The following is a 26375-nucleotide window of genomic DNA, read 5'->3' as shown; positions in this document are numbered from 1 at the left end:
GGGAGAACGGCCGGGCGGTCAGGCGCGGAGGTTGAAGTACGAGCGGGTGTTGCCGTCGGCGCGGCGCAGCGCCACGTCCAGCGCCCGGGCGTGGTCGGCCAGGCCGAACTCGTGGCTCAGCAGCGCGTCCACGTCGACCGCCCCGGCGGCCAGCAGCTCGATGGCCTCGCCGAACCGGTCCCCCGGTCCCATCGATGCCTGGAGGGAGAGGACCTTCACCACGATGTGGTGGGGGGCCATCGGCGCGGCTTCCTCGATGCGGTAGCCGATCAGACCGATGCGTCCGCCAGAGCGGACAGCCTCCACCGCTTCCTGCACGGCGAGGGGGTAGCCGGACGCCTCCAGCACCACGTCCGGAGTCAGCTCGGGGTGCTTCTCGACGAACCCGACCAGCTCGCCGGGGTCGCCGCCGACGGTGTGCGGCACCCCCAGCGCGTGGGCCGCCTGGCGCCGCTCGGTCACCGGCTCGGCGAGGACGGTGACTTCGCCGCCGCGCAGCCGTACGGCCTGGGCGAGCAGCAGGCCGATGCCGCCGGCGCCGGTGATCGCCACCTTCTCGCCGGCCGTGACCGCGAGCCGGTCGACCGCGTTCAGCGCCACGGCGAGGGGTTCCACCTGGGAGGCCTCGCGCAGCGAGAGGCCCTCGGGCAGCCGGTGCAGGTTGCCCGTCGGCACGGTCATGTACTCGGCGCACGCGCCGTCCCGGGTGAACCCGAGTTCTTGCAGGTCGGCGCAGAGGGTGGGCTTGCCGACGGTGCAGTGCCGGCAGCTTCCGCAGGCGACGGTGAGGTCGCCGACCACGTTCTGGCCGACCAGGTCGGCGGCGGCCCCGCCGGCCTCGACCACGGTTCCGCTCCACTCGTGCCCCGGCACCACGGGGTAGGTGAAGCCGTGCCAGACCCCCTTGTAGAAGGAGAGGTCGCTGCCGCAGATCGAGTTGTAGGCGAGCCGTACGAGCGCCTCGCCGGGCGCGGGCTCCGGCACGTCGCGCTCGGTGAGCACGGCCTGCAGGGGAGCTTTGAACATCAAGGCTTTCATCGTGCAGACCTCCGTGTCACGGGACCGGGCGGATGCCGGGCGTCACGAGTAGCGTCCGCTCCAGCGAATGAAGTGCCCGGGGAGCGTACGCCAGGTTGTGGGGCGCTTGTCAACTAAAGCGGGCGATGGGGTGGGTGACGCCTGGTTCGGGCGGTGGGCGCCCGCTGACCGCCGGTCAACTCGCCGTGCCGACTGGGCGGAACGGTGCCGGCGCAGCTCCTCCTCCCGACCGGACGTCCCGGTGCCTCGCGCGCCCGCGGCCGCCCCGGAGCCGGACCGGCCGGATCCGTACGGCCCGGAGACGCTCCGAAGAAAACCGGGAGGAGAAGGAGGGGCCGTTCGGCCCTGGTCACCGGCCCGGCCGTTACCCCCGCCCGTCGGCCCGGTGCGTGACGGACCGGGCCCGTGCACCTGCAACAGCCGCCCCGAGCTGGGTATGTTGGACGCCGTACCGGCACGGTCACATCCCGTGAGACGGCCGGTCGTGGTGCCTCAGCGGGGTGCCTGAGCGACGGGAGAGCAGCGAATGAGCCAGGAAGTGCGACCACAGTCCGGCACCGTCGACGTCAGCGTTCCGAGCGTGGCGCGGATGTACGACTACTACCTCGGCGGCAAGGACAACTACGCCGTGGACCGCGAGGCGTGCGAGGAGCTGGACAAGGTCGTGCCGAGCACGCGGGTCCTGGCGGTCAACAACCGCCGGTTCCTTCGGCGGGTGGTCCACTGGCTGGCACAGGAGCAGGGCGTACGGCAGTTCATCGACCACGGGTCCGGTCTGCCGACCCAGGACAACGTCCACCAGGTCGCCCAGCGGGTCGCCCCGGAGTCGCGGGTGGTCTACGTGGACAACGACCCCATCGTGCTGGCCCACGGCCGTGCGCTGCTGGAGGAGAACCGCAACACCGCGGTCATCCAGGCCGACATGCGCGACACCGAAGGCATCCTGAGCCACCCCGAGGTGGAACGGCTGATCGACTTCGACCAGCCGGTGGCCGCGCTGTTCGTGTCCGTGCTGCACTGCATCCCCGACGACGACGACCCCGCCGGCCTGATCAGGCGGGTCGCGGAACGCCTGGTGCCGGGCAGCTTCCTGGTCGTGTGCCAGTTGGTCAGCGAGGACCAGGAAACCCGTGACTTCGTCACCGAGTTCATGCGGGTCAGCACCCAGGGCCAGTGGGGCCGGGTGCGCACGGCGGCCGAACTGGCCTCGTTCCTGGACGGGTTGGAGGTCCTCGAACCGGGCCTGGTGGAGGTGTCGACCTGGAAGCCGGACGCGGACATCGGGCCCAAGCAGCTCACCATGGAGTGGATCGAGTACGGCGGGGTCGCCCGCAAGCGGTAGGGGCGACGGTGTCTTCGCCCGGCCTTCCCGGCGGGGACGCTGCCCTCTTCCGCCCCGGCCCCCGCCCGGGGCACCGTCGACGCCCGGTGCCCCGTCCGGGTCAGTCCTCCTCCGAGCCCCCGATGAGCTCCTCCAGGATGGCCTGGGTTCCGCGAGGGGACTCGGCCTGGGCGCTGAGCCGGTCCATCACCGCGAGGTAGTGGTCCACGTCGTCGCGCTTGTCCAGGTAGAGCGCACTGGTCAGTTGCTCCAGATAGACGATGTCCGGCAGGTCCGGCTCCAGGAAGCGCAGAATCGTGATCGGCCCGCCCGCCGCCGCGTGCCCGCCGAGATGGAACGGGGCGACCTGCACGGTGACGTTGGGCAACTGCGACATGGCCAGCAGATGCCGCAACTGGCCCGCCATGATGTCCGGGCCGCCGAGCGGGCGTCGCAGGGACGCCTCGTCCAGCACCGCCCACACCCGGGGCGCGCCGGGCGCGGTGAGCAGCGCCTGCCGTCGCAGGCGCAGTTCCACCCGCCGTTCGATCTCCTTCCTGGACGCCTGCGGATTGCCGAGGCGGCAGACCGCATGGGCGTACTCCGGCGTCTGCAACAGCCCGGGCACGAACTGCACTTCGTAGGTGCGGATGACGGAGGCGGCCTCCTCCAGGCCGATGAGTGTCTCGAACCACGTGGGCAGTACGTCGTTGTAGCGGTGCCACCACCCGGGTGTGCTGGTCCCGCGGGCCAGCGCCAGGAACTCGGCGCGCTCCTGCTCGTCCGTGACCCGGTAGAGCGTCAGCAGGTCGGCCACGTCGCGTTCCTTGCAGCCGACGCGGCCCAGCTCCAGCCGGCTGATCTTGGCGTGTGACCCGCGGATGGCGTCGCCGGCCGCCTCACGGGTGACGCCCGCCGCCTCTCGCAGCCGGCGCAACTGCGTTCCCAGAATGATCCGCAGGACTGTCGGTCCGCCCCGGGGATGTTCGATGTGACGGCGCGGGGGCGGGATGCGCCCCGGCTGCGCGGCGACCATGGTGACTCCCCTGTTGGTCGGGTGAACGCTCAGTGTCCCATCGCCTCAACTGTTCGTACAGCGGAGGTGACTATCCAGCCGACATATGCGTCAGCCGGCCCCGGCCAGGTCGTCGAAATCGCCGTCCTTGGCTCCCTGGACGAAGGCCGCCATCTCGTCACGGGTGTAGACCAGTGCGGGCCCTCCCGTGTGCCGGGAGTTGCGTACCGCCACCCCGCCGTCGGCGAGAACGGCCAGCTCGACACAGTTCCCGTTGGGGTTGCTGCGGGAACTCTTGCGCCACACCGCACCCTCGATGGCACTGGCGCATATGCCGTTGGGCAATGACTCCATACCCTTGTCTCCTTACTGGACGATCTGGCTCCGCCCGGTACGGCCCCGTACGTACGGTGGCGTGAAACGGGCCCCCACGCGGCCGTACTTACCGCTGCAATTGCAGATGTACTTGCAGCGAAAGGCGGCCGACGAGGATATTAGCCCTCCTGAACTGCGCGGCCCAGCCCCCGAAATGCCCCATGGCGGAGATCGTGATGACTACACATCCGGCACCCACCGTGCACGACGTGCGCCACGAGGAAACGGGGGAGGGACAGCCGACGACCGGCCTCGACGCCTTCGCCGTGTGCGCGCTCAGCGGCGCCTACAGCGCCGTCGCGGAAGCCCGCCGTTTCACCGCCGCCACCCTCGAAGGGTGGGGCGTGTGCGCGCCGGTCGTCTCGGACGCGGTCCTGGTGGTCTCGGAACTTACCGGCAACGCCCTGCGCCACGCCGCCCCCAGGGGCCCGGACGCCGCAGAGTCCCGGCCGGACCTGGTGTGCGCGGCCTGGCTGGCACTGGCGCACCAGGAGGCCGGCGTCCTGTGCGCCGTCTCCGACTCCAGCCGTGCCGTCCCGGCCCTCGCGGCTCCGGACCTCATGGCGGAGGAGGGACGGGGCCTGTGGATCATCGACCGGCTCAGCGAGTCCTGGGGCTGGACCCGCCCGGACCACACGGGCAAGACGGTCTGGGCCCAGTTGCCGGTCCCGCGGCCCACGAGGTGAGCGACGGCCACGGCCCTGTTCGTTGACGCGAACCTGTCTCCCACGTTCACTTGGGGGGAACTGGCGTCCACGATCGGAGGCGGTCGAGCATGGCGGTGGCAGTGCGGACACCCGGCGTCCTGACGGCGGCGGGCGGCGACGCCCGCGCACGGGCCGTGGGCCACGCGAGGTGACGGCCCCCTCGGCCGCGGCGCCCGACACCGAGGAGAGCCCGGCTCCGCCGGTCAATTCCCACAACGAGTGGGACCCGCTGGAGGAGATCGTCGTAGGCCGCCTCGACGGCGCGACGATCCCGTCCCACCACCCGGTCGTGACCTGCAACATCCCGCCATGGGCGGCACGCCTCCAAGGGCTCGCCGCCGGCTACAAGTACCCCCGCGTGCTGGTCGAGCGGGCCCAGCGGGAACTCGACGGGTTCATCGCCCTCCTGGAGTCGCTCGACGTCACCGTCCGGCGCCCGGACGTGGTCGACCACCGGCAGCGCTTCGGCACCCCCGACTGGTCGTCCCGTGGATTCTGCAACACCTGCCCCCGCGACAGCCTGCTGGTGATCGGCGACGAGATCATCGAGACGCCGATGGCCTGGCCGTGCCGGTACTTCGAGTCGCACTCCTACCGCACGGTCGTCAAGGACTACTTCCGGCGGGGCGCGCGCTGGACGGCGGCGCCGAGACCGCAGCTCACGGACGAACTGTTCGACGCGGAGTTCCGCGTCCCCGAGGCGGGCGAGCCGATGCGCTACATCCTCACCGAGTTCGAGCCGGTGTTCGACGCGGCGGACTTCGTCCGCGCGGGACGCGACCTGTTCGTCACCCGGAGCAATGTCACCAACCGGATGGGCATCGACTGGCTGCGCCGCCACCTCGGCCCCGGCTACCGCATCCACGAGATCGAGAGCCGCTGCCGCACCCCGATGCACATCGACACCACCTTCGTGCTGCTCGCACCCGGCAAGGTGCTGGTCAACCCCGAATACGTCGATGTGGACCGGCTGCCCGACGTGCTGTCCTCGTGGGACGTCCTGGTCGCCCCGGAACCCACCCCGGTCGACGGCCGGCTGCTCAAACTCACCTCGCTGTGCGGCAAGTGGCTCAGCATGAACGTCCTCATGGTCGACGAGAAGCGGGTGATCGCGGAACGGCACCACACCGGGATGCTGCGCGCGCTGGAGAAGTGGGGATTCGAGCCCATCCCGTGCGACCTGCTGCACTACGCGCCGTTCGGCGGGTCGTTCCACTGCGCGACCCTCGACGTCCGGCGGTGCGGCACGCTCCAGTCGTACGTCTGACCCCGGCCGCACACCGCGAAGGAGGCAGCCCCGGCCGTGCCGCCGGAGCCGCCTCCTGCATGGCCGGGCCCGGTCCTACCCGGCCTGGTGGTGGGCGCAGGCTTCGGCGGCGGCCTTCAGCTCGCGCAGCCACTTTTCGAGGCCTTCGCCAAGAATTCGGGTCGCGGCGGGGACGTTCGCCTCGACCTGGTCGCCGGTGTGCGTCTCTTCGGTGCTCACCCGGACGCCGCCGCGGACCTCGGTGAAGTTCCATACGTGGACACCGTCGATACGCAGCCCTTCGGCGGACGCCGGCCCGGACCAGCGCAGGCAGGAGCCGCGCTTGATCTGCTCGACGGTGGAAGTGATCTCCAGGTCGGTGGCGGGGGTCGCGGGGTTGGGGGGAATCGGGGTCGTCCACCGGAACGCCGAGCCCTTGCGGAGCGGTCCGTGGTCGAGGCGTTCCGCGGTCTCGACGGAGGACTGCCAGGCGGGCCAGCGCGCCACATCGGTCTGCAACTCCCACAGGGTGTGCAGCGGCGCTTGGATCACGGTCTCGGTGCGGTGGCGGACGGCCGCGTCCGGGTCGACGCCTTCGCCGCGGCAGGTGAGGGGCTTGGCGGGGTGCGAGGGGGCGGCCCCGGCGGGTACGGCGCCGGTTCCGAGGAGACCGAGGGCGAGCGGGACGGTGAGCAGGGCGGCTCGGGCGCTGGTGCTGCGAATGGCGGGCATGGTGTTCCCCTTGGCGGTGGCGGTGGCGGTGGCGTCGGGTCGTTGGGGGCGTGGGGTGTCGGTCGACGGTCGGGCGGGTGCGCGGTCAGGTCCGGGCGGTGGGTGTCACCGTGCGGTCGGGCGCCGGGTGCGGGCCCGGTGGAGGGTGACGATGAGCGCGGCGGACGCGACGACCATCAGCACGGCGAACGCGGGGTGCATGTCCTTGGACAGGCTCTGCGCGGGGTCGGCCCGCGTCAGCCAGACGGTGAGCGGGACGGCGTACGTGACGGCGAGCAGGACCGCGGCCCAGCGCACCGTCCGGTCCCGCACCTGCCGGAAGACACCGGCCAGCGCGATCACGACCGGGATGCCCGACAGCAGGGCGAACTGACCGACGACCATGACGGGGACCGCCCAGGAGGAGAGGGCCGACGACAGCGGCACGCGTCGGGCTGAGCGGGCGCGGGGTGGCTCAAGTGTGGTGGTCATGCGGATCCCTCGGTTCGGTGGAGCGCGGCGCGGGGCGCGCAGCCGCGGCGTACGCCCGCTCCACTGGGCTAGAAGCTCTTGCGCTAGTTATAAGTTATAACCGTGAGGGGGTGAGGGGGCAAGGGTTTGGTGAGAGCTTCCAACTGGATCTGGCTGGGGTGGGGTTCGGGGTGCGGGGCGCGGGCTTTCCCTCTGCGCGCCCGGTCCGAGGGGTGCACCGTCGGCCCGGCCGGTCGGTCGCCCTCCGGCTGTGCGGCCTCGCGGACCTCCAGGGCGGCCCGTTGCGTTGATGCGTCGCCGCGTGTCAAGACCTTCCGTGCGGCTCGGGGTCGCTTCGGTGTGGTTCGGGCGGGGCCGGCTGGAAGTGGACAGGGCTCGCGCGCGGTCGCTGGCCTCGGCGGACCGTTTCCGCAGGCTGGGTGACGCGTCCCCTGTGGGGCGGCCGAAGGCTCGGTATTCGTATTCACGGAGGCGAAAGGCGCTGCCCCGGGGGTTGCTGTGGAGCCCGTCGCCGCGCGCCGTGAAGCGCGTCATCGCGCCTGGGTGTCCCTGCTGTTCGCCCGCATCCCGTGCGTGCTGGCGAAGAAGTTCCGCTGCCCGTTCGCGATGGCGGGCTGCCGCGCGTGCATCTCCTTCAAGAAGGCCTGCCGGGGCGGCGCGGGCGTGAGGTGGTGCCGCATCGGCTCCGTACGGTGTTCGCGCGTTACGGTCGGTAAGCCGAGGTGTCGCGCGTGACGGGACGCCAAGCGGGCGCGGTGGCCGGGGTTTTCGGCGGGGGAGGCCCCCCAGGGAGCCCCCGCCGTGCCCTGCTGCAAGCGGCTCAAAACCGCCTAAAGGGTATGTTTGCCCGTCATTCGGCAGGGGAGTGATCTCCTCGTTCCCAAGATTGTTATCGCGGCGAGCTTGCCGCAACACCACCTCTTCAGCCGCAGTGCCCAGACAGGAGTCCGCCCATGCTGCCCACCATGTCGCGCCCCGACCGTGAACGCTTCCTCGCCGAGCCGCGGGTGGGGGTCCTGGGTGTGACGGACTCCAGAGGGGGCGACCGGGGGCCTCTGATCGTGCCGGTCTGGTACAGCTACGAGCCCGGGGGCGAGGTCGTCGTCGAGACCGGTCGGCAGACCGTCAAGGCCCAGCTCCTGCGCGCCGCCGGGCGGTTCAGCCTCTGTGCGCAGGACGAGGGACGGCCGTACCGCTACGTCAGCGTCGAAGGGCCCGTGACCGCGATCGACGACCCGCTGGACCCGGCCCTGCGCGAGGCCCTGGCCCACCGCTACCTGGACGCCGAGGAGGCCCGCGGATACCTGGCGGCGACCTCCGGCCAGCTCACGGAGGACATCGCCTTCCGGATGCGCCCGCAGCACTGGCGCAGCGCCGACTTCGCGGCCTTCGCGGCCGACTTCGCCGAAGGGGGTGCCGGGGAGGAAGCCCTCCCGCGCTGAGCGGACCGCCCGCGCACCGCCGTACCGCACGCAAGCCGTTGGAGCGAGAGAGACCACATGACCGACACGTACGTTTCTTCACGCCCGTTAGCCAGGCGGCCCCAGGCCCCGGGCGCCCGCACACCGGCACCCGGCTACCCACGGGACAGCCGCATACCGGAGCTGTTCGAGGCGCAGGCAGCGGCGCTGCCGCACGCCCCGGCGGCCCGGCACGGGGAGCGCACCCTGACCTACGGCCAACTCGACGCCCACGCCGACGCGTTGGCGGCTCGGCTGGCCGCGGCCGGGGTCCGGCCAGGTGACCTGATCGGCGTGTGCGGCAGCCGCTCCCTGGAGGCGCTGGTGGCGCTGCTGGGCATCCTCAAGGCCGGCTGCGCGTACGTACCGCTCGACGAGGACCTTCCGCCGGCCCGGCTGCGGGCCATGGCCGAGGACGCGGGCATCGGCGCGGCGGTCGTCCTGCCGGGCAGCACGCGCCGGGTGCGCGGTCTACGCGTGTCGGTCGAGGTCGGCTCCCTCGACGAGCCCGTCCCTGATCGCGCGACCGGCTCCGCCCCCGTCCGCGCGACCGGCCCCGCCACCGACCGGGCCACCGGCTCCGCCACCGACTGCGCCTACGTCGCCTTCACTTCCGGCACGACCGGCCGGCCCAAGCCCGTCGCGCTGTCCCACCGCGGCGTGGTCCGCCTCGTGCTGTCCGACCCCGGCCTCGCACCGCCCGCCCCGGGTGACGGAGTGCTGCACGCCTACGGCCTGTCCTCCGACGCCTCGACCATCGAGATCTGGGGCGCGCTGCTGACCGGCGCCTGCCTGGTCGTCGCCGACCGCGAGGAACTGCTCTCGCCCACCGCCTTGGAGCGGCTGGTGCACGCGGGCGGCGTCACCGTGGCGTACCTGACGACGAGCGTCTTCCACCTCGTCGCCCGGACCCGCCCAGAGGCGCTGGCCGGCCTGCGGTTCGTCTCCGCCGGCGGGGAGGCGATGGACCCGCGCCTCGCGAACGCCGTCCTGGCGGCCTGCCCTCGTACCACGGTGGTCAACTTCTACGGCCCGACCGAGAACGCCGTGGTCTCCACCGCCCATGTGCTCGCCCCCCTCCCCGAGAACGCCGCGCACGTCCCCCTGGGCCGCCCCTTCGGCGCTTCCACCTGCCACGTCCTGCGGGCCGACGGCTCTCCCGCGCGGCCGGGCGAGGAAGGGGAGCTGTACGTCGGCGGGGACGGGCTGGCGCTGGGCTACCTCGGCGACCCGCAGCTGACCGCCGAGCGGTTCGTGACGCTGCCCGCGATCGAGCCGGGCGGACCGCTGTACCGGACCGGCGACCGCGTCGTTCGGCACGCCGACGGGCTGCTGGAGTACCGCGGGCGGCTCGACCGCCAGGTCAAGCTGCGCGGCGCACGCATCGAGCTGGACGAGGTGGAGACGCGCCTACGAGCCCACCCCGAGGTCGGCGAAGCGGCCGTCGAGGTCGACGCGCACACCCTGACCGCCTACGTCACGGCCACCGCCCCCGGCCGCCCGCTGTCGATGCCCGACCTGCGCGCGTACTGCGCCACGTGGCTGCCCCCGCAGGCCGTCCCGGCCCTGGTGCCCCTCGACCGCTTCCCGGTCACCAGCGGCGGCAAGATCGACCGCAGCCGTCTGAAGCCGACCGCGCCACCGCCCGGCCCCGCGGACGCCCCGCAGGCCGCGCGGCGCCCGGAGGCGCCGGAGGCGCCGGAGGCCACCGACGGTCTGCCCGGCCTCCTCACGGAAGTGTGGCACCAGGTGCTGCGCGTCCGGCCCACGCCCCAGGACGACTTCTTCCTCCTCGGCGGGGACTCCCTGCTCGCCTCGGAGGCCGTCACCCGCACGCTCGCCGCACTCGGCCTCGACGCGGCCCTGGGCTCCACCCTCATCAGGGCGCTGCTGGCCGCGCCCACCCTCGAAAGCTTCACCGCCGCCGTCCACAAGGTCCGCGGCGGCACCGGCGGGCCGGCCGGTGGCCAGGAGCCGGCCGTCGACTTCGCCGCGGAGACCGGACTCGGCTTCGCCCTCCCGTCGGCCGAAGGCCCGGTACCACGCCCGCACGACCCGCAGGACGTCCTGCTCACGGGCGCTTCCGGATTCGTCGGCGGATTCCTGCTGCACCGTCTGCTGCGCGCGACGGCCGCCCGCGTCCACTGCCCCGTACGGGCGACGAGCCCCGCCCACGCCCGGCAGCGGGTCCGCACCGCCCTCACCCGCTACGGGCTGCACCTCGACGAGGCCGACTGGCAGCGCGTGGAGTGCTTCCCCGGGGACCTGACCCAGCCGCGGCTGGGACTCGACGCCGAGCGCGCCGACGCGCTGGCCCAGCGCCTGGATCTGATCGTGCACAACGGTGCCCGGGTCAACTTCCTCTACCCCTACCAGCAGTTGCGCCCGGCGAACGTCGACGGGACCCGTGAGGTCGTCCGCATCGCCGCGCGGCGCCGGGTGCCGGTGCACTTCGTGTCCACCGTCGCGGTCGTCGCGGGCTTCGGCACCGCCGGGGTGCGCGAGGTGTCCGAAGACCTGCCGCCGGCCCACGCCGACGGGCTGACCATGGGCTACGCGGAGAGCAAGTGGGTCGCCGAAGGGGTGCTGCGGCGGGCGGCGGAGCAGGGCCTGCCGGTGGCCGTCTACCGGCCGTACGAGGTCACGGGCGACCGCACGCACGGCGCGTGCAACACCGAGACGGCCATCTGCTCGCTGTTCAAGATGATCGCCGACACGGGACTGGCCCCCGACATCGAGCTGCCGATGGACTTCGTGCCCGTCGACCATCTCGCCGAGTCCCTGGTGCACATCGCCACGCACCGGCCGGCCGACGGCCGGGTCTACCACCTGACCAACCCGCGCCCGGCGATGCTGTCGGACGTCCTCGACCGGATGCGCGCGGCGGGCTTCACCCTGCGCACCCTGCCGTACGACGCATGGGTCGGCGAACTCGTCCGGCACGTCGCCGAGAACCCGACGAGCGCCACGGCGCCGTTCGTGTCCCTGTGCGTGGACCGCAGCCGCGCCGCCGACATGTCCGTCAAGGAGATGTACCTCAAGGGGACCTTCCCGGTCCTGGGGCGGCGCAACGCCGAGGAGGCGCTGGCCGGCAGCGGGCTGCACTGCCCACCGGTCGACGCCGCGCTGCTGGACCGCTACCTGGAGTACTTCTTCACCTCCGGCTACCTCGTACGCCCGACAGCAGGCCCCGGGCCCGCATCCGGGACCGAGCCGATACCGGGGACCGAGCAGATATCCGCGGCCGAGCCGATATCCGGGACCGCCTCCGGATCCAGGACCGCCTCCGGGTCCGGGACCGCCCCCGAACCCAGGACCGCCTCCGGATCCGGAACAGCACCCGCACCCGCGCCCGGACCCGCCCACCTCGTCCCACCGAGCACAGCCGCACCGCGTACGGAGGACAGTCGATGAGCCGCCCCGAAGCCGCCGCCTCGGGCACCGCCGCCCCCGAGGCCCTCATCCCCGTCCCGGAGACCGCCCCCGGCACCGCCGGGCCGCCGTGCGCCTACGCCCGCCTGCGCACCGAAGCCCCCGTCGTCAAGGCCCGGCTCCCGAACGGCGAGACGGGCTGGCTCATCAGCCGCTACGAGGACGCGCGCGCCGCGTTCGCCGACCCGCGACTGGTCCGGCCCCTGCTGTCGGCCTGGCCGCCCCGCGAAGGGGCCGACGCCCCGCCGCCGTGCCTGCCGACCTTCCTGGAGATGACGGGCGCGCACCACGAGCGCGTACGGCGTACCGTCCTGCCGATGTTCGGCCGTCGGCAGTTGTCCTTCATGGAACCCCGGATCCGCGCGATGGCCGGGGAACTCGTCGACACGATGGTGGCCGGGGCGGAGAACGGCACCGCGGACCTCGTCGCCTCCTACGCCGAGCCGCTGCCCCTGCGGGTGCTGTGCGAGACCGTCGGCCTGCCGTACGAGGACCGTGAGGTCTACCTGCCGCACACCCTCGCACTCCTGGGCGCCGCGGGACTGACGATGGAGGAGGTGCTCGCCGCCCTGTACGCCCTGCAGGACTACGCCGGCGACCTCATCGCCCGCAAGGAGCGGGACGGCGACGGCGAGGACTACATCCGGCTCCTGCTGGACCGGGCCCGCCGGCCGGACAGTGAGATCACCCGGGACGACGTGGTGAGCTTTGTCGTCACCATGCTCATGGCCGGCTACAAGACCAACATCCAGCACACGGGCAACGCCCTGCTCGCGTTGCTCACCCACCCCGAGCAGTTGCGCACGCTGCGCGCGGCGCCCGAGCGGACCGCCACCGCGGTCGAGGAACTGCTGCGCTACGTCCCGCTGATGAACGCCATCAACATCCTCGTGGCGACCGAGGACTTCACCCTGCACGGGCAGCACATCCGTGCCGGTGACGCGGTGGTGCCCGTACCGGCGTCCGCCAACCGGGACCCGGCGGCGTTCGCCGAACCCGACCGCCTCGACCTGGCCCGGACCCCGAACGCGCACATCGCCTTCGGGCACGGCCCGCACGCGTGCACCGGCGGGAACCTGACCCGCATGCAACTGTCCCTCGCGATCCAGGTGCTGCTGGAACGGCTCCCGGACATCGAACTCGCCGTCCCGGCCGAGAGCATCGACTGGGACGAGTCCACCCCGCTGCGTGCGCCGGCCCGGCTCCCCGTGCGCTGGTGAGAACGGCCCCGCCCGGACCCCCACCGGGGCTCGGACGGGGCCGTGACCGCGACATCGCCACAGCAACGAGAAAGAGGCCCATCTCCCGTGTCCACACCACCGCAAGCGCCCGCGTCAGGACAGGCCGCCCACCACGAGCCCCTCCCGCACTACCCCTTCAGCACCCGCGGCGACCGGCTCGCCCCCGAACTCGACGAGCTGCGCGACCGCTGTCCCGTGGCGCGGGTGCACACCAACTCCGGTGAACAGGCGTGGCTGGTGACCGGTTACGAGCTGGCCCGGCACGTGCTGCGGGACCGCTCGTTCGCCCGCTCCGTGCTGGGCGAGGCGGGCAGCCCCACCCAGGACGCCCAGATCCTGGCGCCCGAGCTGCTCGACGCCATGAACCACCTCCAGCAGGCCGGACTGCGCGACGAAGTACTCAAGGCGCTCGGCCGCGACCAGCCCGACCTGCCCGCCGCCTGGGTCGCGGAGGTCACCGCCGAGGGCCTGGACACCATGGTCCGGGACGGCAGCCCCGGCGACCTCCAGCGGCACTTCGCGGAGTGGGTCGCCGCCCAGTGCATGTGCCGGCTGCTCGGACTGCCGTTCGCGGACCGCGACTGGCTCTCCGCACGGGCCGACCTGGACCTGACCATGGTCACTCCGACCCCCGAGGAACTCGCCCGCAACTGGGAGGAGATCCGCGCGTACATGGAAGCGCACGTGACCGCCCGGCGCCCCGGCGAGCCGCGCGGCCTCATCGACCGCCTCGCCGACCTCAACGCCGAGCACCAAGGGCTGACGCGGCGCCAGCTCTCCAACATCGTCTCCGTCCTGTTCGTCAGCGGGTACGAGGACTTCGCGAGCTTCCTCGGGGTCGCGGCGTTCAATCTGCTCCAGCGGCCCGAGGTCATGAGCGCGGTGCGGGCCGGGCCGGAGACGATGCCGCAGTGCGTGGAAGAACTGCTGCGGTGCAGCGTCGTCCTGGGCAACGCGATTCCCCGCTTCGTCACCAAGGACGCGGAACTCGGCCCGGCCCGGGTGAAGGAGGGCGAGATGATCCTGCTCTCCCTGGACGCGGTCAACTACGACTCCGCCGCCTTCCGCGACCCCAAGTCCTTCACCCCCACCCGCACCCCCAACCCGCATCTGCGCTTCGGTTACGGACGCCACCACTGCCCCGGGGCCCACCTGGTCCGCCGCCAGTCCGAGGTCGCCTTCCGCGTCCTGCTCGACCGGCTGCCCGGCATCCGTCTGGCCGTACCGCCGGCCGAGGTTCCCTGGCACCCGAACCGTATGGCCATCATGCCTGCCGAGGTCCCGGTGGCCTGGTGAGCCGGTGCCGCGGTGGCCCGGTGACGTGACGGCCCGTACGAGCGCGGGGTCAGGGAGCCCGGGTGTGGTGGTCCAGCAAACGGCTGAGCAACCGCACGAACTGTTCGCGCTCGGCCGGACTCAGCGGTGCGAGCAGTTCGTCGTGGAGGGCGTCCAGGACCGTGTCGAGACGGTGCAGACGGCGGCGGCCCCGGACGGAGATCGTGATGATGTTGCGGCGCCGGTCGTCGGGGTCCGGGGCCCGCTCGACGAGACCGCGCTCGGCCAGCTCGTTGAGCACGCCGACCATGTCACTGCGGTAGATGCCGGTGCGTCCGCTGAGGGCCGCCTGGCTGCCCGGACCGTGGTCCTGCAAGGAGGCGAGTACGGCGTAGTGCCACTTGCGGGCGTCGGTCCGGGCCAGCCCTTCGGTCAGCAGCCGGTCCGACCGCGCCGACAGCTTCGACAGCAGCCAGCCCGCCTGGCTGCGCAGTCGGCCGGGCGTCCGGACCGCGCCGTCGTCGGGCAGGTCCGCGGCTTCGGCTCCGGTCATGGCGCCCATCCTCCCCATTGCGTTAGGCAGACTAACGATATACGTTCGTTCGCGCCGGGAACGTCGGCACGCCCGACGTCGCCCGAGCGCACTCAGCGGAAGGAAGACCGTGCCCACCAAGACCCTGCAGATTCCCACCCCGGACGGCCGGGCCGACGCTTTCGCCGCCTTCCCCGACCACGGCGAGCGGCACCCGGGGGTGCTGCTGTACCCGGACGCCTTCGGCGTACGGCCCGAGCTGGAGCGGAAGGCCCGCGAACTGGCCGGGCACGGGTACTACGTGCTCGTCCCCAACCTCTACTACCGGCGTGGCCCGGCCCCGGTGATCGACCTCCCCGAGCACATCGGGGAGGAGGCGCGCCCCGCGGTCTTCGCCCAGGTGATGCCGCTGATCGAGGAACACACCACCGAGCGCGTCCTGCGCGACGCCGACGCCTACCTCCGGTTCCTCACCGCCCAGCCCGAGGTCGGTGCCGGGCCGGTCGCCGTGCTGGGCTACTGCCTGGGCGCCGTCCTGGCGATGCGCACCGCGACCGCCCACCCCGGCCGGGTGGCCGCCGTCGCCGGCTTCCACCCCGCCGCCCTGGTCACCGACGCGCCCGACAGCCCGCACCGCCTGGTGTCCGAACTCACCGCCGAGGTCCACATCGGTCTCGCCGAAGGCGACATGACGCCCGAGGCCCTCAGCGAGTTCACCCGGGCACTGGACACCGCCGGGGTCGTCCACACCACCGAGACCTACCCCGACACCGTCCACGGCTTCACCATGTCCGACACCGCGGCCTTCAGCCCCGCCGGCCTCCAGCGCCACTGGGACCGCCTGCTTCCCCTGCTGGACCGCACCCTGAACAAGGGCTGAGACACCTGCCCCGGGGGCAGGTGGTGCGGTGCGGCACCACGCGAGGCCCACGGGCCGGCGTACGAGAGGTGGCGCGGGGAGGCGTGATGACCAGGGTCGAAGAACAACTGACCATCGGCTGCACGGCGGAAGCCTTTCTCGGCTTCGTCATGGACGTCGAACGGTACGCCGAGGTCGACGACAAGCTCCGCACGGTCTACTGGGTACGCCGGGACGGCGACCTGACCGAGTTCGCGTTCCGGCCCGCGCTGCCCGGGTTGCCCTTCCCGCAGCCGAAGGCGGTGGCCCGGATGCGGCTGACCCCGGGGGAACGGATCGACATCCGGCTGGCCCCCTTGCCCCTGAACAAGGTCAACCACCGTATGGCCCGCTTCGCCGCGTGCTTCACCTGCGATCCGGTGGACGGGGCAGTCCGCGTCACCCGCATGATCGAATTCCGGTTCCGTCCCGGGCCGGGCCGCCTGCTCGGCCCGCTTCTCGCCCGCACGCTGCCCGGTTCGGTCGCGCGCGAACTGCGGCTGGCCAAGGAGATCCTCGAACGTGGCGACAGCGGCACCTGACCGGTGCGCCCCCGGCTACGGGGCGGAGGTGGGAGCCGGGGAGAGGCGGGTGCGCAGGGTGGCGGCGAACTCCTCGGCCCGCGCCAGTTGGGTGCGGAGCTTTTCCACCTGCTCGGCCGCGTCCCGCTCGTATCCCCGGATCCGCTCCAGCAGAGCCTCCCGCTCGGAGGCCGGAAGCGTCCCGGCGGCGTCGAGCCGGTCGGTGGCGTCCAGCAGGTCGCGCATCTGGTCGAGCGTGAAGCCGAGCGGTTTCATCCGGCGGACGACCGTCAGGCGGGCGACGTCGGCCTCGGTGTACAGGCGGAAGCCGCCCTGGGAGCGGGCCGAAGGAGCGACCAGGCCGGTCTCCTCGTAGTGCCGGATGGTACGCAGGGACAGCCCGGTCCGTGCGGCGACCTCGCCGATCTGCATGTGCTCGCTGCTCACGCGGCGCCCGTCCTCTCTGTGCGGCCGAGGCCACGTCGCGGGGCCATGGACGGCCCACGCCGATCTCTACCCTAACGTCAGGGTAGAGTAGGGAGGCGCCGGTACCGGCTCCCTGCCGTCTTCGACCCCGCGACGCGGGAGCGGCCGCGCCCGTGACCGTCAGCCGTGTCGGGGCCGACGATGCCCTCGGCGAAGACCGTAACCTGCAGGAGAGAGCGTGCGCATGCCCATCCCGCCCAGCGCCGCCGCCTGCCCGCCGTGACCCCTCGCCGGGCCCGTTCGCGGCGTGACGTGAGCCGGGGCTGCTGAGGCGGACCCGGCTCCGCTGCCGCCGGCCGCCGATCACCGGCCGTCAGACTTCCCGGCTCTGCGCCCGCAGGGCCGCCCGCGGGGCGCCGACCGCCCTCCGCGTCCTTCCGCACACCCGGCCTGCCCCGCGGGGCGTGCCCGAGTACGACAGGTTCCTCCCCCTTGTCTTCTGCTGCCTCCCCACCGTCCCCGGCCGCGCGCCTGCGCGGTCTGAAGCCCGACTGGCTGTCCGACCCGAAGGTCTGGCGTACCGAGATCCTGGGCGGCCTGGTCGTGGCGCTGGCCCTGATCCCCGAGGCGATCTCCTTCTCGATCATCGCGGGGGTCGACCCGGCGATCGGCCTGTTCGCCTCCTTCACGATGGCCGTGACCATCTCGCTCGTCGGCGGGCGCCGGGCGATGATCTCGGCGGCGACCGGTGCCGTCGCCCTCGTGATCGCTCCCATGAACCGCGAACACGGCCTGGGGTACCTGGTCGCCACCGTCATCCTGGCCGGCGTCTTCCAGATCGCCCTCGGCGCTCTCGGCGTGGCCAGGCTCATGCGGTTCGTGCCGCGCTCGGTGATGACCGGCTTCGTGAACGCCCTCGCCATCCTGGTCTTCATGGCGCAGGTGCCCGAGATGCACGACGTGCCCTGGGCCGTCTATCCGCTGCTCGTCGGCGGGCTCGCGCTCATGGTGCTCTTCCCCAAGGTCACCAAGGTGGTCCCGGCCCCGCTGGTGTCCATCGCCGTCCTGACCGCCGTCACGGTCGCCGCCGGGATCGCGGTGCCGACCGTCGGTGGCAAGGGCGAACTGCCGTCCTCGCTGCCGGTGCCGGGCCTGCCGGACGTGCCCTTCACCATGGACACCCTGACCACCGTCGCCCCTTACGCGCTCGCCATGGCGCTGGTCGGCCTGATGGAGTCGCTGATGACCGCCAAGTTGGTCGACGACATCACCGACACCCGCTCTTCCAAGACCCGCGAGTCGATCGGCCAGGGCATCGCCAACATCGTCACCGGCTTCTTCGGCGGCATGGGCGGCTGCGCCATGATCGGCCAGACGATGATCAACGTGAAGGTCTCCGGCGCCCGCACCCGCCTGTCCACGTTCCTGGCCGGATCCTTCCTGATGGTGCTGTGCATCGCGTTCGGCCCGATCGTCTCCGACATCCCCATGGCCGCCCTCGTCGCCGTCATGGTGATGGTGTCGTTCGCGACGTTCGACTGGCATTCCGTCGCGCCCAGGACCCTCAAGCGGATGCCGGCCGGCGAGACCGCCGTCATGGTGATCACCGTCGCGGTCGTGGTCGCCAGTCACAACCTCGCCGTCGGCGTGGTCGTCGGCTGCCTCACCGCCATGGTCGTCTTCGCCCGGCGCGTCGCCCACCTCGCCGAGGTCACGCCGGTCACCGGACCGGACGACGGCACCGTCGTCTACCGCGTCACCGGCGAGCTGTTCTTCGCCTCCTCCAACGACCTCGTCGGCCGGTTCCGCTACACCACCGACCCCGACCGCGTCGTCATCGACCTGTCCGCCGCCCACATCTGGGACGCTTCCTCCGTCGCCGCCCTCGACGCCATCGAAACCAAGTACCGGCAGCGCGGCAAGGCCGTCGAAATCACCGGCCTGAACGTCCCGAGCGCCCACCTCCACGGCAGACTCACCGGCGAACTCACCGGCTGAGCAGCCCCGTCCGGGCCGGAGAACGCCCGCGCCGCACGAAGTCCTCGGCGTCCTTCGTGCGGTGCGGCCCCGGCCCCGGCCCGACCTCGGCCCCGCCCCTGGGCCTCAGCCCCTGGCAGCCTTCGCGTAAGCACGCTCCACCTCGTCACTCACGCCTGGTGCGGACGACCGAGCCCCGGATGTGCGGGACCCGTGAATGGCGCTCTCCGTGCGCCGCGCGGGCGCGGAGGCGACCGCGGGGATGCCGAGCCGGTCGGCGAGTTCCTGCCGCCGGTCCTGGGGCGGTCCGCCGCCGTCCGAACACCACGCGTACGGGGTTGCCGAACGCGCCGTCGTCGGCAAAGGCGTGTGCCAGTGAGCAATCCACCATGGCTGTCTCCTCAAGTGCCGTCGGGATCCGGTGCCGTGGCCGCGCATGCCGCATCACGATCACGCGTGCGGACGCGTGCGCCCGCGTCGTGCCACCGCGCCACGGTGCGCCGGCTGTCCGGGCTCCCGTCCCCGTACCGCCCACGTCGTCCCTGGGAGACGAAAAGGGGCTTGTGGCGCGGCCGCGTGCGTGATCTTGTGTCGTGCGGTGGGGCGGGCGTCGGATCCCGTCCTGGAGGAGGGGCTGTGCGGACTGCGTGCATCGGATCGGGCCGGTACCCGGAGTGGTGTGACGGGGCGGCGGGGGTGGCTCGGGGATGAGTCTGTCCGTGAGTCGCCTGGAGACGGCCCGCAGCTTGCTGTTCGTGCCGGGTGACCGGCCGGAGCGGTTCGACAAGGCCGTGGCCAGTGGCGCGGACGTGGTCATCGTCGATCTTGAGGACGCGGTGGCGGCGGCGGACAAGGAGCGGGCCCGCGCCCATGTCGCCGCCTGGCTCGCCGCGGGCAACAGCGCCATGGTCCGGATCAACGCGCCCGGTACGCCTTGGAGCGATGACGACTGTGCGACGGTGGCCGCCTGCGGCGCGCCGGTGATGGTGCCCAAGGCCGCGGACCCCGGGGTGCTGGCGGACGTCACCCGTCGTACGGGCGGGAAGTGTCCGGTGGTGCCGCTGGTGGAGACGGCGGCGGGCATCGAGCGGGCGGTCGAGGTGTGCGCGGCACCCGGTGTGGTGCGGGTCGCCCTGGGCAATGTCGACCTCGCCGGGCAGCTCGGGGTCGCCCACGACGATCACGAGGCGCTCGCGTACGCCCGTTCCCGGCTGGTCTCGGCGTCGGCGGCGACGGGGCTGTGTGCCCCGGTCGACGGGGTCACGACCAGCGTGAAGGACGTCGACGTCCTCGCCGCGGACGTCGTCCGCGCGCGCCGGTTCGGCTTCGCCGGGAAGCTGTGCGTCCATCCCGCGCAGATCGCCGTCGTGGCGGAGCGGTTCGCGCCGACCGCGGCGGAGCGGGAGTGGGCCCGGTCCGTGGTCGCCGCGGGGGAGTCCGTGACCGTGGTGGACGGGCACATGGTCGACAAACCGGTGCTGGAACGCGCCCGCCGGATCCTGGCCGCCGAGGGCTGAGCCGCGCCTGCGGAAGGGCGCGGACCGTACCGGGTCCTGCCGGGCCCTGCCGGGACTCGCCTGGACGCGGGCTTCGTACCCCGGGAGGGGTTGTGGTATCGGGCGGCGGGGAGAACCTAGCCGGGTCGGGGACGGTCGGCCCATCGACAGATGGCACAAAACCGTCCATGATCTTTCAGACACGTGTATGACGTAAGAGGGGTGGGGGTCTGCGAGAGTGCCGTTCGCGGCAAGAAGGCGTGCCGCTCGGGGGTGAGGACCCGTCAGGTGCGGTACCGGCCCGCGCGCAGCGGCGCGGCCCCCGGCTCACCGCACGCCGCTGCTGCCGGCCAGGCGCAAGGCGTCCACCTGCGAAGAGGGGGACAACCGGGGCGGTGCGGCAGCTTTCTTGGAAATGTTTCCGGCCGGTCGGCCCTGACGGGTGTCGGCTGTCCGCGGTGGAGGAGGAACGTGCGTGAGCGATTCACTTCAGGAGGCTGTGGTGGCTGAAGAGTCAGACGAGAACAAGACCCGCAAGAATGGCCTGTATACGGGCGTGAGCAGCGAACTCGCCGAGAACATGTTGCAGGGCTGGGCCGACCCCGAGCCGCGCGACCCCGAGCCCATCGCGCAGGCCGCGCACACCGCGCGGCGCCGGGAAGCGCTCTCCGCGCTGTTCCCGGGCGAGCTGCTCGTCATCCCCTCCGGCACTCCGAAGGTTCGCGCCAACGACACCGACTACCCGTTCCGGCCGTCCTCCGACTACGTCTACCTGACGGGTGATCAGTCACCCAACGGCGTACTCGTCCTGGAGCCCGGCCAGGACGGCACGCACCAGGCGGCCGCCTACCTGCTGCCCGGCTCCGACCGCGCCTCCGGCGAGTTCTGGCTGGACTACCACGGCGAGCTGTGGGACGGCCGCCGCAACGGTCTCACCGAGAACGCCAAGCTGCTCGGCCTGGACTGCCGCGACGTACGGACGCTGGGCGAACGGCTGGCCGCGGCCACCGGGCCGATCCGCCTGCTGCGCGGCTACGACGCGCAGGTCGACACCGCGCTGCACGACAAGGTCACCGCCGAACGCGACATCGAGTTCCGCGTCGCGCTGTCCGAAATGCGCCTGGTCAAGGACGATTTCGAGATCGCCGACCTGCGCCACGCCTGCCAGGCCACCATCCGGGGCTTCGAGGACGTCGTACGCCTGCTCGGCACCGACACGCCCACCCTGGAGCGGGCCATCGAGGGCACGTTCTTCATGCGGGCGCGCATCGAGGGCAACGACGTCGGCTACTCGTCGGTCTGTGCCGCGGGAGCGCACTCCACGACCCTGCACTGGGTCCGCAACGACGGCGAGGCCCGCCCCGGCGACCTGCTGCTGCTCGACGCCGGAGTGGAGAGCCGCAACCTCTACACCGCCGACGTCACCCGCACCCTGCCCGTCGACGGCCGTTTCACCCCGGTCCAGCGCAAGGTCTACGACGCGGTGTACGCGGCGCAGTCGGCCGGTATCGCCGCGGTCCGGCCCGGTGCCAAGTACCGCGACTTCCACCACGCCGCCCAGCGGGTGCTGACCGAGCACCTGGCCGCCTGGGGCCTGTTCGGCGACCGGTCGGTGGACGAGGCGTACGAGCTCGGGCTGTACCGCCGCTGGACGCTGACCGGCACCGGCCACATGATCGGCCTGGACGTGCACGACTGCGCCAAGGCCCGTACCGAGCTGTACGTGGACGGCACCCTGGCGGCGGGCATGGTGCTCACCGTCGAGCCGGGCCTGTACTTCCAGTCGGACGACCTGACCGTTCCCGAGGAACTGCGCGGCATCGGCATCCGCATCGAGGACGACATCCTGGTCACCGAGGAGGGCAACGAGAACCTCTCGGCCGCCCTGCCCCGGGCCGCCGACGAGGTCGAAGCCTGGATGGCCCGCCTGCGGGGCTGACCGCGACCGCCGCGGCCGGCCGCCTCGCGCCGCCGGCCGCACCATCGGCCGGCCGACAGCGCCGTCGGCCGGCCGCGGCGTACAACAGGTCCGTTCCCGGTGAGGGCGGGCCATCACGCGAAGGGGGAACGTGCGATGGAACGATCAGACGGCTCGCGCGGAATGCAGAGCCACGACCGCCGGGTACCGGACGCGGTGGCCGAGGCCTTCCGGCACGGATGGGCCGACACGACCCGGCAACTGCCGCCCGTCTCGGGAGCCGCGTGCGCGGCCAAGCGGCGCGCGGCGCTCTCCGAGCGGTTTCCCGGCGAACGGATCGTCGTCCCGTCGGGCGGGTTCAAGGTCCGCAGCAACGACTTCGACTACCTCTTCCGCCCGCACTCCGCCTTCGTCCACCTCACCGCCGAGCAGGGCACCCAGGCGGTACCCGACAGCGTGCTGGTCTTTGAACCCACCGGGAGCGGGCACGAGGTCACCCTGTTCACCCGGCCGCGCTCGCCGCGCGACGCCGGGCCGGACGGCGCGCACTTCTACAGCGACCGGCGGCACGGCGAGTTCTGGGTCGGCCGCCGCCGTACGCTCGCCGAGACCGCCGACGCCCTCGGCCTCCGGACGGCCGCCCGCGACCGCCTCGAAAGCGCCCTGACCACCGGCGTACCGACCCGGACGGTACGCGGCCAGGACGCCCTCGTCGACGCGCTGGTGGCACCGTCGGCGCCGGCCGACGCCGAACTGCTCGCCTTCCTCTCGGAGCTGCGGCTGGTCAAGGATGAGTGGGAGGTCGACCAGCTACGCGCTGCCGTGGGCCACACCGTCACCGCCTTCGGCGACGTCGTCGGCGAACTGCCGCACGCCACCCGCCTGGCGCGCGGCGAACGCTGGATCGAGGGCACCTTCAACCGGCGCGCCCGGCTGGAAGGCAACGGCCTGGGCTTCGAGACCATCGCCGCGGCCGGCGCCCACGCGTGTGTGCTGCACTGGATGCGGAACGACGGCCCGGTACGCGACGGGGACCTGCTCCTGCTGGACGCGGGTATCGAGGCCGACTCCTTCTACACCGCCGACATCACCCGTACCCTGCCGGTCGGCGGACGCTTCAGCGACGTCCAGCGCCGCGTCTACGACCTGGTACACGCCGCCCAGGCGGCGGGCATCGCCGCGCTGCGGCCCGGCGCACGCTACAGCGACTTCCACGAGGCCGCGACGCGTGTCATCGCCGAAGGTCTCGACTCCTGGGGCCTGCGGCCCGCGGGCCCGGGCATGGAGCACAGCGCCGACCTGTACCGCAGGTACACCGTCTGCGGTACGGGCCACATGCTCGGCCTGGACTGCCACGACTGCGCCGCCGCCCGCAACGAGCAGTACACCGACGGCATCCTCCGGCCCGGCCATGTGCTCACCGTCGAGCCCGGCCTGTACTTCCAGCCCGACGACCTGACGGTCCCGCGGGAACTGCGCGGCATCGGCGTGCGCATCGAGGACGACTTCGTCATCACCGCCGACGGCGCCGAGTGTCTGTCGTCCGGCCTGCCGCGCGGCGCCGACGAGGTCGAGGCGTGGATGGAAGCGTTGCTGTGAGAGCGCGCAGCCTGCTGGTCGACCAGGTCCACGGACAGCTCCGACAGGCCGGCGCGGTGGCGGTGGTCGGTCCCACCGGGTTCGGCAAGACCGCGGTGCTGGACGCGGTGTGCACGCAGTGGCAGTCCGGCGGGGACCCCGTGGTCAGACTCAGCTCGACACCCGCCGACGCCCATCTGCCCTACGTCCCGCTCGTGGACCTGTTCACGGTGTGCCCGGCGGACGTCAGCGGCGAACTCTCCGACATCCAGCGGGCGACGGTCGACTGGGTGCTGCGCCGCGTCACCGGACCCGAACCCGACCCCGCCCTCCTGCGCGTGACCGTCCTATCCTGCCTTCAGGCGTGGGGGCGCCGGGCCCGGCTGCTGCTGGCCGCCGACGACATGCACTGGTGGGGGCCGGACAGCCTGGACGTCTTCGGCTTCGCCGCACGCCGCAGCCGCGGGAGTGTCTCGCTGCTGGCGGCGCTGCGGCCCGACGGCCCCCTGGCACACGACGTCCTGGGCGGCGACGCCGTGGAGATCGCGCTCCCCACGCTCAGCGCGCAGGAGTCGGCAGCCGTGGTGCGCACCTTCAACATCCCGCAGCGCACCGCCGCGCGCATCCACACGGCCACCGGCGGCAACCCCCGGCTGGTCTGGGACATCGCCGCCGCCCTGGCCCGTACCGGGCCGCCGGCGGTCCTGGACGCCCAGCCGCTGGCCCCGCATGCGCGCAAGGCCCTGCGCACCTGGCTGGCCGGACTGGCCGCACCGGTGCACTGGGTGCTGCTGCTGGCCGCGCTCACGGCCGACCCGTCGCTCGACGTCGTACGCCGCGCGGCGGGACCGTCCGCCGACGCGGCCCTGACCGACGCCGAGGCCGCCGGACTCGTCAAGGTGGCCGCCACCGTGGCCTTCGCGGCCCCGGTCATCCAGGAGGGCATCCTCGCCCAGGCCAGTGGCGAGGCGGTACGGCAGGCCCATCTGACCCTGGCCACGGCGGCTCACGGGGCCGACGACCGCCTGTGGCACGAGGCGTGCGCCCTCGCCCCGGCCGAGCTGCCCGCACATCTCATCCCGGCGCTGGCCGACGCCGCCACCGCCGCGCGTGAGAGGGGCGAGCACACCCGGGCCGCCGAGTTCGCCCTGCTGGCCGGCGGCCGGACCGGCGGCCCCCGCCACGACCTGCTGGTCGCGGCGGCCCGGGACGCCGAGGCGGCCGGGCGCTTCGACCTGGCCTGCACGGCCCTGGACCAACTGGACCGCAGCCGGGCCGTGCCCGCCGCCCGCGCCCAGGCGCGGCTCGCCGTCGTCGACGCCGCCGGGCGCGGCGCCGCCTTGGTCGCGGACGTGGCGGCGCAGGCCCTGGCCGAGGCCACCGCCGCCGACGAGCCGGCCCTGATCTCGGCGGCGCATCTGCGGCTCGCCCACGGCCTGCGGGTCAGCCGGGGATGCCACGCCGAGGCCCTGGCCCACGCCCAGGCGGCCGAGGAGTGGGCCGAGCGCGCAGGTGACGCCACGACCCACGCGGCGGCGCTGGCCCTGACCGCGGAGATCGAGCAGGGCCGGGGCTCCCCGGGCCGCACCGCGCTGCTCCGGCGCGCTCTGGCGACGGGCACGGCCGACGACGCCGCCCGGATGCCCGGGCACCCGGGCCGTACCGCCGTCCACTTCGCGCTGCTGGAGGACGGCCTGGAGCAGGCCGAGCGGCTGCTGGACGAGCTGGGCCCGGCGTCCTGCCCCGCCGACCGGCTCTGGCTGCTCGCCGACTCCGTCCACCTCCACGCCCACCGCGGCGAGGGGGCGGTCGCCCGCGAAAAGGCCCACCTCCTGCTGGACCTCACCCGCGATCTGGGGGCCTCCCCAGGCCCACCGTGGTACGCGGCGGCGGCCGCCGAACTGGCCGGCGGCACCCTCGAACAGGCCCTGATGTACGCGGACCTGGGCCTGACGGCCTCGCAGGAGGACGCGGACACCGTCTACGCCGCCCACTGCCTGCACGTGTCGGGCATGACGCGCCTGCTGCTGCGCGACACCGGCGCGGCCCTGGCCGACCTGCTCAGGGTCCAGGACCTGGTGCAGGAGCTGGGCATCGCGGATCCCGCGCAGATCCGTTACGACGCCGACCTCGCCGAGGCGCTGGTCGCCGCCGGGGACCTGCCGGCCGCCCGGCACACGCTCGCCGGCGCGCGGCGCCGGGCCCAGGACCTGGGGCGGCGCGGCGTACTGGCCTCGCTCGACCGGGCCCAGGCGCTGTGCCACGCGGCAGCCGGCGAGTTCGGCCCGGCCGAGGAGCTGCTCAACCGGGCCGCGCGGACCTTCGAACGGCTCGGATTCCCGTTGCAGCGCGGCCGGGTGCTGCTGGCCCGCTCCTGCCTGGAACATCGCCGCAGGCGCCCGGCCCGCGCCAACGAGGCGCAGGCCGCGGCCGAGGCGGTCTTCCGCAAGTCGGGCGCGCCGCTGTGGGAGCCGGCCCGGCCGCAGGGGGACCAGGCACAGCCCTGGCTGGCCGGATTGACCGACGCCGAGCAACTGGTCGCCGAACTGGTCACCCAGGGGCGCGGCAACCGCGACATCGCGGCCACCCTGTACGTCAGCGTCAAGACCGTGGAGGCGGCCCTGACCCGCATCTACCGCAAGCTCGAAGTGCGTTCCCGCGTCCAGCTGATGGCGCTCGTCCAGAAGGACGGGCACCTGGCGCGCCGGTGACGGCG

General features: G+C 72.9%; 21 protein-coding genes. 14 read left to right on the top strand and 7 right to left on the bottom strand.

The annotated features are described in order from the left end of the window. Positions 1–18: 18 nt before the first annotated feature. Positions 19–1026 (bottom strand): alcohol dehydrogenase catalytic domain-containing protein, encoded by a 1008-nt coding sequence (locus AB0A97_RS37430; RefSeq protein ID WP_361159179.1) that lies wholly within the window; start codon positions 1024–1026, stop codon positions 19–21. A gap of 538 nt (positions 1027–1564) precedes the next feature. On the opposite strand from AB0A97_RS37430, the gene AB0A97_RS37425 reads away from it, so the two are divergent. After that, positions 1565–2380 carry an SAM-dependent methyltransferase gene (locus AB0A97_RS37425; protein WP_361159176.1) on the top strand — a complete coding sequence of 272 codons (816 nt, stop codon included), beginning with the start codon at positions 1565–1567 and terminating at the stop codon, positions 2378–2380. 100 nt (positions 2381–2480) lie between these two features. On the opposite strand, the gene AB0A97_RS37420 is transcribed toward AB0A97_RS37425, so the two are convergent. Next, entirely contained in the window at positions 2481–3395 is a 915-nt protein-coding gene (locus tag AB0A97_RS37420) for a helix-turn-helix transcriptional regulator (RefSeq protein ID WP_361159174.1), read from the bottom strand. Positions 3396–3485: 90 nt separating this feature from the next. Next, the gene (locus tag AB0A97_RS37415; protein ID WP_361159171.1) at positions 3486–3728 is read right to left on the bottom strand and encodes a DUF397 domain-containing protein; all 243 of its coding nucleotides are present in this window, start codon (positions 3726–3728) and stop codon (positions 3486–3488) included. A 197-nt stretch (positions 3729–3925) separates the two neighbouring features. On the opposite strand from AB0A97_RS37415, the gene AB0A97_RS37410 reads away from it, so the two are divergent. Together AB0A97_RS37410 and AB0A97_RS37405 are read left to right on the top strand one after the other, a co-directional pair. Then, entirely contained in the window at positions 3926–4435 is a 510-nt protein-coding gene (locus tag AB0A97_RS37410) for an ATP-binding protein (RefSeq protein ID WP_361159168.1), read from the top strand. 169 nt (positions 4436–4604) lie between these two features. Continuing rightward, positions 4605–5723 carry an amidinotransferase gene (locus AB0A97_RS37405; RefSeq protein WP_361159165.1) on the top strand — a complete coding sequence of 373 codons (1119 nt, stop codon included), beginning with the start codon at positions 4605–4607 and terminating at the stop codon, positions 5721–5723. A gap of 75 nt (positions 5724–5798) precedes the next feature. Here the strand turns inward: AB0A97_RS37405 and AB0A97_RS37400 are convergent, their stop codons facing one another. Then, positions 5799–6434: an SRPBCC family protein gene (locus AB0A97_RS37400; protein ID WP_361159163.1), complete on the bottom strand. Its 636-nt coding sequence runs from the start codon at positions 6432–6434 to the stop codon at positions 5799–5801. A 105-nt stretch (positions 6435–6539) separates the two neighbouring features. Further along, complete coding sequence (locus tag AB0A97_RS37395; protein WP_361159160.1) at positions 6540–6905, bottom strand: hypothetical protein; 366 nt, start codon at positions 6903–6905, stop codon at positions 6540–6542. 953 nt (positions 6906–7858) lie between these two features. Here AB0A97_RS37395 and AB0A97_RS37390 point away from each other — a divergent pair. The 4 genes from AB0A97_RS37390 to AB0A97_RS37375 all read left to right on the top strand — a co-directional run bounded on the left by AB0A97_RS37390 (position 7859) and on the right by AB0A97_RS37375 (position 14334). Beyond that, positions 7859–8347: a pyridoxamine 5'-phosphate oxidase family protein gene (locus AB0A97_RS37390; protein WP_361159157.1), complete on the top strand. Its 489-nt coding sequence runs from the start codon at positions 7859–7861 to the stop codon at positions 8345–8347. A gap of 57 nt (positions 8348–8404) precedes the next feature. After that, the gene (locus AB0A97_RS37385; RefSeq protein ID WP_361159154.1) at positions 8405–11779 is read left to right on the top strand and encodes an amino acid adenylation domain-containing protein; all 3375 of its coding nucleotides are present in this window, start codon (positions 8405–8407) and stop codon (positions 11777–11779) included. Continuing rightward, complete coding sequence (locus AB0A97_RS37380; RefSeq protein WP_361159152.1) at positions 11776–13017, top strand: cytochrome P450; 1242 nt, start codon at positions 11776–11778, stop codon at positions 13015–13017. Before AB0A97_RS37385 ends, AB0A97_RS37380 begins: the two co-directional genes overlap by 4 nt. Positions 13018–13104: 87 nt before the next feature. Then, positions 13105–14334, top strand: a complete 1230-nt coding sequence (locus AB0A97_RS37375) for a cytochrome P450 (protein ID WP_361159150.1) — start codon at positions 13105–13107, stop codon at positions 14332–14334. A 49-nt stretch (positions 14335–14383) separates the two neighbouring features. Here the strand turns inward: AB0A97_RS37375 and AB0A97_RS37370 are convergent, their stop codons facing one another. Continuing rightward, on the bottom strand, positions 14384–14866 hold the full coding sequence (locus AB0A97_RS37370; RefSeq protein ID WP_361159148.1) for a MarR family winged helix-turn-helix transcriptional regulator: 483 nt from the start codon (positions 14864–14866) through the stop codon (positions 14384–14386). A 109-nt stretch (positions 14867–14975) separates the two neighbouring features. Here AB0A97_RS37370 and AB0A97_RS37365 point away from each other — a divergent pair, with 109 nt between their 5' ends. Next, positions 14976–15725, top strand: a complete 750-nt coding sequence (locus tag AB0A97_RS37365) for a dienelactone hydrolase family protein (protein WP_361159145.1) — start codon at positions 14976–14978, stop codon at positions 15723–15725. Positions 15726–15811: 86 nt separating this feature from the next. Next, positions 15812–16285 (top strand): SRPBCC family protein, encoded by a 474-nt coding sequence (locus tag AB0A97_RS37360; RefSeq protein ID WP_361159143.1) that lies wholly within the window; start codon positions 15812–15814, stop codon positions 16283–16285. 15 nt (positions 16286–16300) lie between these two features. Here AB0A97_RS37360 and AB0A97_RS37355 read toward each other — a convergent pair whose 3' ends face one another. Further along, positions 16301–16711, bottom strand: a complete 411-nt coding sequence (locus AB0A97_RS37355; protein ID WP_361159140.1) for a MerR family transcriptional regulator — start codon at positions 16709–16711, stop codon at positions 16301–16303. A gap of 471 nt (positions 16712–17182) precedes the next feature. On the opposite strand from AB0A97_RS37355, the gene AB0A97_RS37350 reads away from it, so the two are divergent. The 5 genes from AB0A97_RS37350 to AB0A97_RS37330 all read left to right on the top strand — a co-directional run bounded on the left by AB0A97_RS37350 (position 17183) and on the right by AB0A97_RS37330 (position 26370). Further along, positions 17183–18688, top strand: coding sequence for a SulP family inorganic anion transporter (locus AB0A97_RS37350; protein ID WP_361159137.1), 1506 nt, complete (start codon positions 17183–17185; stop codon positions 18686–18688). Between the two features lie 686 nt (positions 18689–19374). Continuing rightward, complete coding sequence (locus tag AB0A97_RS37345; protein WP_361159134.1) at positions 19375–20184, top strand: CoA ester lyase; 810 nt, start codon at positions 19375–19377, stop codon at positions 20182–20184. Positions 20185–20665: 481 nt separating this feature from the next. Further along, entirely contained in the window at positions 20666–22102 is a 1437-nt protein-coding gene (locus AB0A97_RS37340; RefSeq protein WP_361159131.1) for an aminopeptidase P family protein, read from the top strand. 135 nt (positions 22103–22237) lie between these two features. Then, complete coding sequence (locus AB0A97_RS37335) at positions 22238–23680, top strand: aminopeptidase P family protein (protein WP_361159127.1); 1443 nt, start codon at positions 22238–22240, stop codon at positions 23678–23680. Beyond that, on the top strand, positions 23677–26370 hold the full coding sequence (locus AB0A97_RS37330) for a LuxR family transcriptional regulator (protein ID WP_361159124.1): 2694 nt from the start codon (positions 23677–23679) through the stop codon (positions 26368–26370). The genes AB0A97_RS37335 and AB0A97_RS37330 overlap by 4 nt, the downstream gene beginning before the upstream one ends. The last annotated feature ends 5 nt before the right edge of the window (positions 26371–26375 follow it).

The organism is Streptomyces sp. NPDC045470 (assembly GCF_040646595.1).
Taxonomy (GTDB): domain Bacteria; phylum Actinomycetota; class Actinomycetes; order Streptomycetales; family Streptomycetaceae; genus Streptomyces.
Note: the sequence above shows the minus strand (reverse complement) of the source record. Positions and strands in the feature narration are given on the sequence as shown.

What these genes read in the sequence shown, in the direction of transcription:
- AB0A97_RS37425 (WP_361159176.1), top strand. Translation starts at nt 1,565, where the DNA reads ATGAGCCAGGAAGTGCGACCACAGTCCGGCACCGTCGACGTCAGCGTT.
- AB0A97_RS37400 (WP_361159163.1), bottom strand. Translation starts at nt 6,434, where the DNA reads ATGCCCGCCATTCGCAGCACCAGCGCCCGAGCCGCCCTGCTCACCGTC.
- AB0A97_RS37395 (WP_361159160.1), bottom strand. Translation starts at nt 6,905, where the DNA reads ATGACCACCACACTTGAGCCACCCCGCGCCCGCTCAGCCCGACGCGTG.
- AB0A97_RS37385 (WP_361159154.1), top strand. Translation starts at nt 8,405, where the DNA reads ATGACCGACACGTACGTTTCTTCACGCCCGTTAGCCAGGCGGCCCCAG.
- AB0A97_RS37360 (WP_361159143.1), top strand. Translation starts at nt 15,812, where the DNA reads ATGACCAGGGTCGAAGAACAACTGACCATCGGCTGCACGGCGGAAGCC.
- AB0A97_RS37410 (WP_361159168.1), top strand. Translation starts at nt 3,926, where the DNA reads ATGACTACACATCCGGCACCCACCGTGCACGACGTGCGCCACGAGGAA.
- AB0A97_RS37370 (WP_361159148.1), bottom strand. Translation starts at nt 14,866, where the DNA reads ATGACCGGAGCCGAAGCCGCGGACCTGCCCGACGACGGCGCGGTCCGG.
- AB0A97_RS37345 (WP_361159134.1), top strand. Translation starts at nt 19,375, where the DNA reads ATGAGTCTGTCCGTGAGTCGCCTGGAGACGGCCCGCAGCTTGCTGTTC.
- AB0A97_RS37430 (WP_361159179.1), bottom strand. Translation starts at nt 1,026, where the DNA reads ATGTTCAAAGCTCCCCTGCAGGCCGTGCTCACCGAGCGCGACGTGCCG.
- AB0A97_RS37390 (WP_361159157.1), top strand. Translation starts at nt 7,859, where the DNA reads ATGCTGCCCACCATGTCGCGCCCCGACCGTGAACGCTTCCTCGCCGAG.
- AB0A97_RS37420 (WP_361159174.1), bottom strand. Translation starts at nt 3,395, where the DNA reads ATGGTCGCCGCGCAGCCGGGGCGCATCCCGCCCCCGCGCCGTCACATC.
- AB0A97_RS37415 (WP_361159171.1), bottom strand. Translation starts at nt 3,728, where the DNA reads ATGGAGTCATTGCCCAACGGCATATGCGCCAGTGCCATCGAGGGTGCG.
- AB0A97_RS37335 (WP_361159127.1), top strand. Translation starts at nt 22,238, where the DNA reads ATGGAACGATCAGACGGCTCGCGCGGAATGCAGAGCCACGACCGCCGG.
- AB0A97_RS37380 (WP_361159152.1), top strand. Translation starts at nt 11,776, where the DNA reads ATGAGCCGCCCCGAAGCCGCCGCCTCGGGCACCGCCGCCCCCGAGGCC.